Source organism: Pseudomonas sp. CROZ-RG-20F-R04-15, from assembly GCF_022662375.1.
Classification (GTDB): domain Bacteria; phylum Pseudomonadota; class Gammaproteobacteria; order Pseudomonadales; family Pseudomonadaceae; genus Aquipseudomonas.
Genome location: NZ_JAKNQL010000002.1, coordinates 284082 through 296716 on the forward strand (window position 1 = coordinate 284082; position 12635 = coordinate 296716).

Genomic DNA, 12635 nt, shown 5'->3' on the forward strand with positions numbered 1-12635 from the left:
TCGGGGATTTTTTTTGCCTGCTTTTTGCCTTTGTGGGAGCGAGCCTGCTCGCGAAGGCGTCAACCGAAGCGGTAAATATCCATGCCCAGCGCACCCATCGTGAATCCTTTGTGCGCCACGCTGAACGCACCGCCCGCGCCCCGCGCGAAATACAGCGGCAACAAATGCTCATCACTCGGATGACTGCGCACCGCATGCGGCGCCTGCTGGCGATAATCATGCAGCGCAGCCTCATCGTCAGTCGCCAGTTTCTCGATCACCCAGTCACGGAAATCCCGCGCCCACGGCTCAACGCTTTCCGGGCCGGCGTGCCAGTCCAGTTCGCGCAGGTTGTGGGTGATGCTGCCGGAGCCGATCAGCAAAATGCCCTGATCACGCAGGCTCGCCAGCGCTCGGCCGACCCGGGTTTGCAACGCCGGGCCGCCCCGGCTCGGCAGCGAGACTTGCACCACCGGGATATCCGCCTGCGGGTACATCAACGACAGCGGCACCCAGACGCCGTGATCAAACGGGCGTTGCGGGTCGAGGCGTGCGGGCAGGTTGTTGGCATTCAGCAGATCGGCCACCTCAGCGGCCAACTGCGGATTGCCCGGCGCCGGGTACCGCACTTCAAACAGTGCGCGGGGAAAGCCGCCGAAGTCATGCCAGGTTTCCGGTTGCGCATGGCTGCTGACCAGCAGTTCGTGGCTCTCCCAGTGGGCGGAGACGATCACGATGGCTTTGGGTTTCGGCAATTCAGCGGCCAGACGCGCCAGCGCCGGGCCACTGGCACCGGGTTCCAGCGCGAGCATGGGTGAACCGTGGGAAATAAACAGGCTGGGAAACATGATGGGTTCCTGAGCGTTAAGATGAGCTCATCTTCAGTCAGATCATTGATCTAAATCTAATATAAGTTTTAACGCTTTTTGATCGAATTATTGGGAGTGATGCATGCAGCCGGAGTTTTGGCACAAGAAGTGGGCGTCAGGGCAGATCGGTTTTCACCTGCCCGAGGTGAATCCGTATCTGCAGCGGCACTGGTCGGTACCGGTAACGGCGCGAGTGCTCGTGCCTTTGTGTGGGAAAAGTCTGGATCTGGCGTGGCTGGCTGGGTGTGGTCATCAGGTACTCGGGGTCGAGCTGTCGGAGAAGGCGATTGAAGACTTTTTCACTGAGCATCAGGTACAGCCGCAGATCAGCCAGAAGGGCGCGTTCAAGGTCTATAGCAGTGACGCCATCGAACTGTGGTGCGGTGATTTCTTTGCGCTGACGCCGAGCGATGTAGCCGATTGCACGGCGTTGTACGACCGTGCTGCGTTGATCGCCTTGCCAGCGCCGATGCGTGAGCGTTACGCGGCGCATCTTCAGCAGATCCTGCCGCTGGGTGTGCAAGGGTTGTTGATTACGCTGGATTACGATCAGGCGCAGATGCCGGGGCCACCGTTTGCCGTCGCGGATGATGAAGTGCAGCGGTTGCTCGGGGATGTCTGGCGGGTGCAGGTGCAGGAGGAGCAGGATGTGCTGGCGGAGAGTGGAAGGTTCTTGCAGGCGGGTGTGACGCGGCTGGAGGAGCGGGTTTACCGGGTTTCTCCCCGATAGATTTTTGCTGACAGTGCTGGCCCCTTCGCGAGCAGGCTCGCTCCCACATTGGATGGGAGTTCGCAGGGCTCGTGTGGGAGCGAGCCTGCTCGCGAAGAGGCCATCAGCAACAATTCATTATTGGCAGGAACAAAAAAGGCCCGCATCACTGCGGGCCTCTTGTTTTTACGCCAATCTGATCAACCGCGACGACGCAGCGCGTCGATACGCTCTTCCAGCGGCGGGTGGCTCATGAACATGCGGGCGAAGCCCTGTTTGATGCCACCGTTGATGCCAAAGGCGTTCAGGGTGTCCGGCATATGCACCGGCAGGCCCTGTTCGGCGCGCAGGCGTTGCAGTGCGCCGATCATCGCGCTGGTGCCGGCCAGACGTGCGCCGGCTTCGTCAGCACGGAATTCGCGCTTGCGCGAGAACCACATGACGATCGCACTGGCGAGAATGCCCAGTACCAGTTCGGCGAAGATGGTCGCCACGTAGTAGGCGATGCCCTGGCCTTCTTCGTTCTTGAAGATCACCTTGTCGACGAAGTTGCCGATGATCCGCGCAAAGAACATCACGAAGGTGTTCACCACGCCCTGGATCAGCGCCAGCGTGACCATGTCGCCGTTGGCCACGTGGCCGATTTCGTGGGCCAGTACGGCTTTCACTTCATCGGGCGAGAAACGCTCGAGCAAGCCCTGGCTGACCGCGACCAGCGCGTCGTTCTTGTTCCAGCCGGTGGCGAAGGCGTTTGCTTCGTAGGCCGGGAAAATACCGACTTCGGGCATCTTGATCCCGGCTTCGCGGGACAGTTGCTCGACGGTTTGCAGCAGCCATTGCTCATGCCGGGTACGTGGCTGGCTGATGATCTGGGTGCCGGTACTCATCTTCGCCATCCACTTGGAGATGAACAGCGAGAACAGGGAGCCGGCGAAACCAAAGACCGCACAGAAAACCAGCAGCTGACTAAGGTCGAGATCAACCCCGTTGGCCGCCATGAACCCGTTGAAGCCGAACAGGCTCAGGGTGATGCTGGCTATCAGCACGACCGCCAGGTTAGTGGCCAAAAACAGCAGGATGCGCATCATGGTTGTAGAAATCTCCTCAAGCTAAAGATGTAGCGTACTGCGGGGTATATAAGGTGCTGCACCGGGCTATTCAACTGAGTGACTATTTCAAACTGTGTCCTACAGCGGATTCTTCGGTGCTTGGCACAATTCCCACGACAGATACCGATAGGGATGACAGCCAGCCGCGACCCGTCGCCATTACCTCAGGCGCAGGTGACTGATACGAATCGCAAGTGTAGAAGGCGTACGCAGAGCTGGAACGCAGAAGTGTTGCTGAATCAGACAGTGCGCAACGTTTGGCCGTTGCGCACTGCTGGCCAGTTACTGGCGGTACGACTTGAGGAAGTTGCCGATGCGGCCGATGGCCATTTCCAGATCGTCGACGCGGGGCAGGGTGACCACGCGGAAGTGATCCGGCCACGGCCAGTTGAACGCCGTACCTTGTACCACCAGCAGCTTCTCGGAAAGCAGCAGGTCGAGGACGAATTTCTCGTCGTTGTGGATCGGGCAGACCTTCGGATCGATTTTCGGGAACGCGTACAGCGCGCCCATCGGCTTGACGCAGCTCACGCCGGGAATGTCGTTGAGCAACTCCCAGGTACGGTTGCGCTGTTCGAGCAGGCGGCCCTGCGGCAGCACCAGATCATTGATGCTCTGATAGCCACCCAGTGCGGTCTGGATCGCATGCTGGCTCGGCACGTTGGCGCACAGGCGCATGTTGGCCAGCATGTCGATGCCTTCGATGTAGCTCTGAGCGTTGTGTTTCGGCCCGGAGATGGCGATCCAGCCAGAACGGAAACCGGCCACGCGGTAGGACTTCGACAGACCGTTGAAGGTCAGGCACAGCAGATCCGGCGCCAGCGAAGCCGTGCAGATGTGCACGGCATCGTCATACAGAATCTTGTCGTAGATCTCGTCGGAGAACACCACCAGGTTGTGCGCACGAGCGATTTCCAGCATGCCCAGCAGCACTTCCTTCGAATACACCGCGCCGGTCGGGTTGTTCGGGTTGATGATCACCATGGCTTTGGTGTTCGGCGTGATCTTGGCCTTGATGTCGGCCAGATCCGGGAACCAGTCAGCACCCTCGTCGCACAGGTAATGCACGGCGTTACCACCGGCGAGGCTGACGGCAGCGGTCCACAGCGGATAATCCGGGGCCGGCACCAGCACTTCGTCACCGTTGTTGAGCAGCGCCTGCAGCGACATCACGATCAGCTCGGAAACGCCGTTGCCCAGATAGATATCTTCGATGCCGACACCTTCGACATTCTTTTGCTGGTAGTACTGCATCACTGCCTTGCGCGCGCTGAACAGGCCTTTGGAGTCACTGTAGCCTTGCGCGGTCGGCAGGTTGCGGATCACATCCTGGAGGATTTCGTCCGGCGCTTCGAAACCAAACGGCGCCGGGTTGCCGATGTTCAGCTTGAGGATGCGCTGGCCTTCCTCTTCCAGTCGTTTGGCGTGCTTGAGCACCGGGCCGCGAATGTCGTAGCAGACGTTGGCGAGCTTGTTCGATTTGCTGAACTGCATGGCGATGTGATCCCGAAAATGAACGATCCAGGCGGCGAATGGACAACCGTGCTGGGATTCCTGTGTTTTCACACAGGCGGACGTCTTGAGCCGTGGCTCCCATAATCCGTTTGAATGCGCCCGGTCTGGCTGCCAGACTGGTGCGTGACGAGGCGCAATCATACGTGCCGCCCGATCCGTGGAAAAGGTACAGATCGGGCTTTTTCAGCCGCTGAGGTGTGATGATGGAAAAGTTGGAAAAAACCCTGGAAGAATGGCGTGAGATGCTCGACCCCGAGCAGTACAACGTTTGCCGTCTCAGTGCGACCGAGCGACCGTTCTCCGGCAAATACAACGACACCAAGACCGACGGTGTCTACCACTGCGTTTGCTGCAACGAGCCGCTGTTTGATTCCACGACCAAATTCGATTCCGGCTGCGGCTGGCCGAGCTTCTACGCGCCGATTGGCGAAAGCGCCATGACCGAAATACGTGACGTCAGCCACGGCATGATCCGCACCGAAGTGAAGTGCGCGCGCTGCGATGCGCACCTGGGTCATGTGTTTCCGGACGGTCCAGCACCAACCGGCCTGCGCTACTGCATCAATTCGGTGTGCCTGGACCTGGTACCCCGCGAATAAGCGAATAAAGGCGACTTTCGGGTCGCCTTGTTTTTGAATAATTAAATTGCACGCAATTTAATTGCTCGCTATGTTTGGTCTTTCCCGACCGTCTGCGGAGCCCGCCACATGAGCGACAACCTGCTGAACATCCCCTGCACCACGATCAAAGGTGAACAAAAGACCCTGGCCGATTTCGCCGGCAAGGCGGTACTGGTGGTCAACACCGCGAGCAAGTGCGGCTTCACCCCGCAATACAAAGGTCTCGAAGAGCTGTGGCAGACCTACAAGGATCAGGGCCTGGTGGTCTTGGGCTTTCCCTGCAATCAGTTCGGCAAGCAGGAGCCGGGTAACGAGGGTGCGATCAGCGAATTCTGCGAGCTGAACTTCGGTGTCAGCTTCCCCCTGTTCAAGAAGATCGAAGTCAACGGCGCCGGTGCTCATCCACTGTTCGTGCAGTTGAAGAAGCGCGCCCCAGGCGTACTGGGCTCCCAAGGCATCAAGTGGAATTTCACCAAGTTCCTCATTGGCAAGGACGGCCAGTTGGTCAAGCGCTTCGCCCCGGCCACCAAGCCGCAGGACCTGAGCCGCGAGATCGAAGCCCTGCTCAAATGAACAGCCTGCCGGTCGATTCGCTGAAGCTCGACAGTCAGTTGTGCTTCAAGTTGTACGCCGCCTCCCGGGCGGTGATTCGCGCCTACAAGCCGATGCTCGATCAGCTCGGCCTGACGTACCCGCAATATCTGGCGATGCTGGTGCTGTGGGAATGGCAGGACAGTGCGCCGGAGCAGCCGACCGTCAAGGCGTTGGGAGCGCGCCTGGCGCTTGACTCGGGCACGCTGACGCCGTTGCTCAAGCGTCTGGAGCAATTACATTGGGTGCAGCGCCAGCGTTCGACGCGCGACGAGCGCGAAGTTCATCTGAGCCTGACGCCGGCCGGGCAAGCCTTGCGTGAGCAGGTCGGGCCGCTCAAGGCCCGGCTGCTGTGCGACAGCGGGGTGGATCTGGACCGCCTCAATGAGCTGCGCGACGGTCTCGATCACTTGCTGGGGCAGATCAAGGCGCTGTCGTAGTCGGGATCCATTGATCGAGCAGTGCCGCGAGTTCTTCACGGCGGAACGGCTTGGCCAGGTAGTCGCTCATGCCTGCCGCGCGGCAGCGTTCGCGTTCCTCGGACATCGCGTTGGCGGTCAGGGCGACGATGGGCAGGTTCGGCCAGCGTCCGCTCTGGCGGATCTGCCGGCTGGCCTCGTAACCGTCCATGACGGGCATGTTGCAGTCCATCAGCACCAGATCGAATTCGTGATATTCCAGTTGATCCAGCGCTTCGGCACCATGGGCGGCGACGATGACCTCGCAGCCCAGTTTGCCGAGCATGCCTTTGGCCACCAGTTGATTGACCGGGTTGTCCTCGACCAGCAACACCCGTCCGCGTCGCACCGAGGGAGAGGTTTCGAGCTGCGCATCGTTGATCGCAACCACGTCCGGTTGCAGGGTGCGCCGCAGGTTCTGGTAGAGCGCATTGCGCGCCAACGGTCGCGCCTGCTGCTGCAGCGGAGCCAGGGCGGCCGCTTCTTCGCTCGGCAGGAAACTGCCGTAGGCGGTCACCAGCAAAATCGGCGCAACGAGCGTCGGGCGCAGGCCGAACAGACACTCCGGACAATCGGTGATCACCACGTCCGGGGTCAGGCCCAACAGCGAGTCATCAATGGTGCGCTGTTCATACGCAAGTCCCCAGACCGGCAGCAGACTCTGCAACAGCTCTGCCAGACCACTGCTGGCGGCGGTGATGGCGAGTATCTTGCCGTGCAGCGGCGCCGGTGCCAGTGCGCGGGTATGGCAGGGCAGCGGCAGCTCGGCACAGAACTGACTGCCGAAACCGGTCTCGGAACTGATGGTCAGGCGGCCCTGCATGGCTTCGCAGAGGTTGTACGTCAGCGCCAGTCCCAGCCCGGTGCCGCCATACTGACGGGTGATCCCGGCGCCCGCCTGGGTGAACGGCTGGAAGATTTTCAGCTGCGCGTCCTGGGCGATGCCGATGCCGGTGTCGCAGACCTCGATGCGCACGCCATCCCTGGAGGTCGACAAGCGCACATCCACCCGGCCGAACCGGGTGAATTTAAGCGCGTTGGACAGCAGGTTGCTGACGATCTGCCGGACCCGGGTCGGATCGCCCAGCACCAGGGCGGGGAAGTGCGGGTCGATCAGGCAGGTCAGCTCGACGCTCGGCGCGGCATTCTGCGAGAGCAGGTTGGCGGTGTCTTCGATCAGTGAGCCAAGATCGAAGGGGATGTGCTCGAGCTCCAGCTGCCCGGCATCGAATTTCGACAGGTCGAGAATATCGTTGAGCAACTCCACCAGCACCTTGCCCGAATCGTGGGCGATCGACAGCTGTTGCTGCTGCTCGGCGTTCAACGGGCCGTCGAGTGACAGCGCGATCATCCCCAGCAGGCCGTTGAGCGGTGTGCGGATCTCATGGCTCATGTTGGCGAGGAACGCCGAGCGGGCCTCGGCCATTTCAAGGGCTGTGCTGCGGGCCACTTCGAGTTCCTGATTGGACTGGCTGAGCCGCGCATTGATTGCCTTGAGTTCGGCGGTGCGCGCCGAGACGATGTTTTCCAGTTGTCCGAGATAGTCGGTCAGACGGTTTTCGGCGTTACGCCGCTGCTGGATCTCGGTGGCAATGTTCTCGAACTGTTGATTGGCGACCTTGACCAGCACGCCGATTTCATCGTTGGCATGGCCGGCCGGACATTCCAGCGTGGTCGGTTCGGCACTGCGCGGGTCGCGTCCACTGAGTTCGCGGATCACCCGCACCAGTGGTTTGGTCAGCATCACGTAGAACAGCGCCAGCAGAATGCCGGTCAGAATCAGGCTGCGGGCGAAGCCATTGAGCAGAGTCACTTCGGCCCGGCGCAGGAAGCGGCTGCCAAAGGCGAAAGTATCGACCTCAAGGCTCAGCACGCCCAGCGATTCGTTGGGCAGATGGTCGAGGTACAAACGATCCTCGAACTGGCGCTTGGCACCAAACAGGAAGTCGCTGATCACCCGATAGCCGCTTTGCAGTTCCGGGCGTTTGACGCTGGCCAGCACGGTGCTGTTGTTGTCGATCAGTTGCGCAGAAATGATCGCCGGTGAGCGCAACAGCCCCAAGGTCAGTTCCTGCGCCAGCTCGGCGTCGATGTTGTAGGCGATACGTGACGCCGGGTTATGACTGATTTCCAGTAAAGACAGGATTTCACGGTTGATAGAGGCGTCTTCACTGGCATAATCGATGCCGATTTGCAGCAGGCTGAGCAGCGTGCCCAGAATGAACCCGACCAGCACGGTAAGCCTGGCTTGCTTGTAAGACAGCCGGTGGGTGAATTTGATATCCATGGGGTGTTGAACCACTTCCGTTTCCCTTCGCTGCTCAAGCATAGTCGATCATGTATGGATACCGAGGTTCCCGAATCGCCTTGTAACAAGGCTTGGTAGGTGAATTTTGATCTGTGCGTCGTCGCTGGATCGTCATCATCACTGTGAACGTGCCCGAGGAGAAGACGTGGATTCCCGATTGAATGCTTTTCTTGAACGTGCCGAGTCGGTTCTGGCGCGGATCGAACCGCTGTTGCCGGCACCACGGCCGGTGATCGACTGGGGTACTTGTCTGGCTGCGCGCTGGCAGCGCGACGGGCGCAGCGGTTATCTGCTGCCGCTGGAAGTCAGCCTCGACATGCGTCTGTCCGACCTTATCGGTGTCGACCGTCAACTGGAGCAACTGGGGCGCAATACCCAGCAATTTCTCGATGGCATGCCGGCCAACCATGCGTTGCTCTGGGGCTCGCGCGGTACCGGCAAGTCTTCGCTGGTCCGCGCGTTGCTGGCGGAACACGCCGCCGCAGGCCTGCGCCTGATCGAGATCGAGCGCGATCATCTGGCGGATCTGCCACGAGTGGTCGAGCAGATCGGCAAGCTGCCACAACGTTTCGTGCTGTTTTGCGATGACTTGTCGTTCGAATCCGGTGAGGGTGACTATCGCGTGCTCAAAAGCGTGCTCGACGGCTCGCTGGAGCAGGCCCCGGACAACGTTTTGCTGTACGCCACTTCCAATCGCCGCCACCTGGTGCCGGAGAAGGAAAGCGACAACGAAAACTGGAAACGCGTCGACGGCGAGCTGCATCCCAGCGAAGCCGTTGAAGACAAGATCGCGCTGTCGGACCGTTTCGGTCTGTGGCTGTCGTTTTATCCGTTTACCCAAGAACACTTCCTTAACGTCGTCGAGCACTGGATCGGCCAGTTGGCCGCCAAGGCCGGCCTGAGCTGGCAACGCGACGAAGCGCTGGACATCCTTGCCGTGCGTTGGGCCACCGGCCGCGGTAATCGCAACGGACGTTGCGCGTACCAATTCGCCCGTTACTGGGTGGGACTGAAATTGCTGGAGCACAAGGCATGATTGATTTGCAACAAAGCGGCCAGGGCCTCGAAGGCTATGGCATGTTGGCCGCGCAACTGGAATCGCTGCTGGCGGATGAGCGCGATTTCATCGCCAACGCCGCGCAGTTTTCGGCGTTCCTGTTCAACCAGCTCGATGATCTGAACTGGGCGGGTTTTTACCTCAACCGCAACGAAGAGCTGGTGCTGGGTCCGTTCCAGGGCCAGATCGCCTGTGTACGCATTCCGTTCGGCCGTGGTGTGTGTGGCGCGGCGGCGGCCAGTCAGCAAACCCAGCGCGTTGAAGACGTGCATGCGTTCCCCGGGCATATCGCCTGCGACAGCGCTTCCAACAGTGAGCTGGTCGTGCCCTTGGTCAAGGACGGACGCCTGATCGGTGTGCTCGACCTCGACAGCCCGAAACTGGCGCGTTTCGGCGCGCAGGATCAGGCGGGTATCGAGCAACTGGCGGCGATTTTCCTGCGTCTGACCGACTGCTGATCACGCGGTGAGGCCAGCCTTGTGCAGCAGGCTGGCCGGATCCACGCTGTCGATCTGCGCGGAATCGAGAAAGCGCACGGCGTACTGCATGTAAACGCCTTCATTGATGAACAGTCCAAACAGTTGCGCATCGATATGTGCTTCGCGGCACATGGTCGCCATGATTGCCAACGCCTCACTCAAGGTCTTGGCTTTCTTGTACGGGCGATCGGCTGCGGTCAGCGCTTCGAAGATATCGGCAATTGCCATCATCCGCGCCGGCAGGCTCATTTCTTCGCGTTTCAGGCGTTTCGGGTAACCGGTACCGTCCATTTTTTCATGATGACCGCCGGCGATTTCGGCAATGCTGTCGAGGTGGCCGGGGAAGGGCAGGTGACTGAGCATCATGATGGTCTGGACCATGTGGTGATTGATCACGTAACGCTCTTCGCGGGTCAGGGTGCCACGGCTGATACTCAGGTTGTACAGCTCGCCGCGATTGTATTTGTAGCGCGGCACATCCAGTTTGAAGCCCCACGGATTGTCTTCGGGAATCAATTCGTTCGGGTCGCGTTCGAGCAAGTGTTCGGGCTTGTCTGCCAATAGCTGTTCACTGACCGGCAAGCTCGGCGCCGGCGTGCGCGACTGACGCCGGTTCTCTTCCCAGGACACACCCAGACGATCATCGAGAGTACGCATCCAGGTACGCCTGGCCAGATGATCAAGGCGTTGCAGATCCGCTTCAGCCATGGCCTCACTGCCCAGGTTACAGCGCGCGACAAACGCAAAGTCGTCGTCCAGCGCCATCAGTGTCGTGTCACGCAGCTCGGCCAGTGCGCTCTCATCACCGCCCAGCGCCCGCGCCTGCCAATAGCTGATCCAGGCATCACGCTTGAGCACTTCGAAGCGGGTTCGGATTTCATGAATACGGTCGTTGATGGTTTCCAGCTTGGTCGCCTTGTCGACCACGTATTCAGGTGTTGTGACCTTGCCACAATCGTGCAGCCACGCGGCAATGTGCAAGGCCTCCCACTCGTCTTCGCTGGGTTGATAGGCGCTGAAGGCCGGCGTCTGACTGGCTGCCGCTGCCTGAGCAAGCATCAGCGTCAGCTCCGGCACGCGCTGACAATGTCCGCCGGTATAAGGGCTCTTTGCATCGATGGCGCCGGCGAGCAATTGAATGAAGGCGTCGAGCAACTGCTTCTGGCGGGCTTGCAGGCGCTGGCTCTCGATACTCACCGCCGCCGCGCCGGACACCGCCTGGAGGAATGCGATGCGGTCGGGACGCAGTTTTTCCAGGTCGGCCGCCGTGCCGCTGTCGTGCACCAGCAGGATCAGCAGGCCGATGGTTTCGTCGTGGCGATTGTGCAGGCGGATGCCGATCAGATGGATGCGTGGCGATTGCATCGTCAGCAGGACTTTTTGCAGATCGCCGGCCTGATCGACGCCGAAGTTGCTCACCACATTGTTGGCGCTGACCAATTGCTCGAACCACGCCGGACCCTGATTGTGTTGCAGGTCATGGCCCTGAATGTCGAACGTCTCCAGGGGCTGAGGCGTGCCGTCGATGACCAGTCCGTAAGGCTCCATGCGACTGCTGTCGCTTTCACGCAGATAGATCAGCCCCGCCTGTGCCTGAGCAATCTGCACCGTTTCAAACAACACCCGTTGCAGCAGGGGAGCGAAGCGGGTTTCGGCACCGAGGGTGTCGGTAATGCGGAAAAAACTCGCCAAGGTGTCTTTCATCCGCGCCATCGACACACTCAATTGGTCGACTTCAAGCACTGGCGAGCGGCGTGCCAACGGAAAATTGAAATCGAAACTGCGGATGGCGTCGGCCTCCTTGACCAGCGCGTGCAACGGCTTGACCAGAATCCGCGAAATTACCCAGCCCAGTGGCAGGCACAGCAGCAAGGTCGCCAGGGTGATCAGCGCGCCTTGCCAGCGCAAGCGGTAGGCATCGACCAACAACTCGTCTTCCGGTACCAGTAGCGCCAGTTGCAAACCTTTCGGGCCGCCCTCCTGAATGCTGCTGCGGGCGACGATCCATTGCCGGCCATCCGCCTCCAGGCGATTGCCGGAATGCGCGCCGGACAGCAGCGCGTGCAGGCTTGGACTCAGGTCTGCGGCTTTTGCCAGATGCGCGGTGTTGCCATCGACGATCAGTTTCTGGCTGTCGGGGTAGGCCACAGCGTTGCCGTCAGCATCGAACAAGGCAATTTCGGTGGACGCGGTGACCACGTGCTTGCTCAGAGCGGCAGACAGTGCGACCAGCGTCAGGTCAGCGCCGATCACGGCGTTCGCGCCGCTGCGTCGGGCCAGCGTGGTGCCGACATTGTGCGTGGAGAAAAACACGTAGGGCTCGGTGGTGATCTGCTCGCTTTGCTGGCGGGCATCGGTGAACCACGCACGACTGCGCGGATCGTAGCGGTCTTCGGGGTTGTCCTGCCGGCCTGCCGGCGTCAGTGCCTGATCGAAAAACAGTGACTGTGAGTGTATGGCGCCCTGCGCGTCATGTTCGATGCTCCAGACCTGATAGGCCGCCGCTTCAGGGGCCTTGAGCAGTGTTTTCAGCGCGGCGCTGCGCAGTGGGCGCACCATGAAGAAATCGCCATTGGCATAACCCAGATACAACGACGCCAGATTCGGGTTGTCGGTGAGCGACTGGCTGAACGGTCTGAGCAAGGGCAAGCGCTGTTCAAGGCGCTCGGCCTGAGTGGCGGGGTTGTCCGCCAGCAGGCTCAGCAGATGCCGGATCGGCTGATAGGTGGCGGACATGTCCAGGCGCACGTCCTGTTCGATCCGCTCGAACAGCTTCTCGCTGCTCGAAAGGATGATCTGCGTGGTCTGGCGGTAATTGAACAATCCCAGCACGACCCCGGTGAGCAGCAGCAGGAAGGTGAACATGACGCTGATGTGCACATGCAGCGGGAAGCGGCGTTGTTCCGGGCGCAGTGGGCTGGGCATTTCTGGCTCTCCATGA

The 12635-nt window shown here is 60.5% G+C and carries 11 protein-coding genes; 6 read left to right on the plus strand and 5 right to left on the minus strand.

The window, feature by feature from the left end:
- Positions 1 to 59: 59 nt before the first annotated feature.
- Positions 60 to 827, minus strand: a complete 768-nt coding sequence (locus L8H52_RS05685) for a class III extradiol ring-cleavage dioxygenase (protein ID WP_242205661.1) — start codon at positions 825 to 827, stop codon at positions 60 to 62.
- 103 nt (positions 828 to 930) lie between these two features.
- On the opposite strand from L8H52_RS05685, the gene L8H52_RS05690 reads away from it, so the two are divergent.
- Positions 931 to 1578 (plus strand): thiopurine S-methyltransferase, encoded by a 648-nt coding sequence (locus tag L8H52_RS05690; RefSeq protein WP_242205659.1) that lies wholly within the window; start codon positions 931 to 933, stop codon positions 1576 to 1578.
- Positions 1579 to 1757: 179 nt separating this feature from the next.
- Here L8H52_RS05690 and htpX read toward each other — a convergent pair whose 3' ends face one another.
- Both htpX and L8H52_RS05700 read right to left on the minus strand, forming a co-directional pair.
- A complete protein-coding gene (gene htpX, locus L8H52_RS05695) occupies positions 1758 to 2645 on the minus strand; it encodes a protease HtpX (protein WP_007908619.1) in 888 nt (295 codons plus the stop codon).
- A 303-nt stretch (positions 2646 to 2948) separates the two neighbouring features.
- Entirely contained in the window at positions 2949 to 4160 is a 1212-nt protein-coding gene (locus L8H52_RS05700) for a pyridoxal phosphate-dependent aminotransferase (protein WP_007908620.1), read from the minus strand.
- 224 nt (positions 4161 to 4384) lie between these two features.
- Here L8H52_RS05700 and msrB point away from each other — a divergent pair, with 224 nt between their 5' ends.
- The 3 genes from msrB to L8H52_RS05715 all read left to right on the plus strand — a co-directional run bounded on the left by msrB (position 4385) and on the right by L8H52_RS05715 (position 5832).
- On the plus strand, positions 4385 to 4780 hold the full coding sequence (msrB, locus tag L8H52_RS05705; RefSeq protein ID WP_242205657.1) for a peptide-methionine (R)-S-oxide reductase MsrB: 396 nt from the start codon (positions 4385 to 4387) through the stop codon (positions 4778 to 4780).
- 108 nt (positions 4781 to 4888) lie between these two features.
- Positions 4889 to 5374: a glutathione peroxidase gene (locus tag L8H52_RS05710; protein ID WP_034155230.1), complete on the plus strand. Its 486-nt coding sequence runs from the start codon at positions 4889 to 4891 to the stop codon at positions 5372 to 5374.
- A complete protein-coding gene (locus L8H52_RS05715) occupies positions 5371 to 5832 on the plus strand; it encodes a MarR family transcriptional regulator (RefSeq protein ID WP_242205655.1) in 462 nt (153 codons plus the stop codon). Before L8H52_RS05710 ends, L8H52_RS05715 begins: the two co-directional genes overlap by 4 nt.
- On the opposite strand, the gene L8H52_RS05720 is transcribed toward L8H52_RS05715, so the two are convergent.
- The gene (locus tag L8H52_RS05720; RefSeq protein WP_242205653.1) at positions 5816 to 8137 is read right to left on the minus strand and encodes a response regulator; all 2322 of its coding nucleotides are present in this window, start codon (positions 8135 to 8137) and stop codon (positions 5816 to 5818) included. The two genes, L8H52_RS05715 and L8H52_RS05720, sit on opposite strands and share 17 nt — an antisense overlap.
- A 166-nt stretch (positions 8138 to 8303) precedes the next feature.
- Between L8H52_RS05720 and L8H52_RS05725 the strand changes: the two genes are divergently transcribed.
- Positions 8304 to 9194, plus strand: coding sequence for an ATP-binding protein (locus L8H52_RS05725; RefSeq protein ID WP_242205651.1), 891 nt, complete (start codon positions 8304 to 8306; stop codon positions 9192 to 9194).
- On the plus strand, positions 9191 to 9673 hold the full coding sequence (locus L8H52_RS05730) for a GAF domain-containing protein (RefSeq protein WP_242205649.1): 483 nt from the start codon (positions 9191 to 9193) through the stop codon (positions 9671 to 9673). The genes L8H52_RS05725 and L8H52_RS05730 overlap by 4 nt, the downstream gene beginning before the upstream one ends.
- Here the strand turns inward: L8H52_RS05730 and L8H52_RS05735 are convergent, their stop codons facing one another.
- On the minus strand, positions 9674 to 12619 hold the full coding sequence (locus tag L8H52_RS05735; protein WP_242205647.1) for an HD domain-containing phosphohydrolase: 2946 nt from the start codon (positions 12617 to 12619) through the stop codon (positions 9674 to 9676).
- Positions 12620 to 12635: the final 16 nt, after the last annotated feature.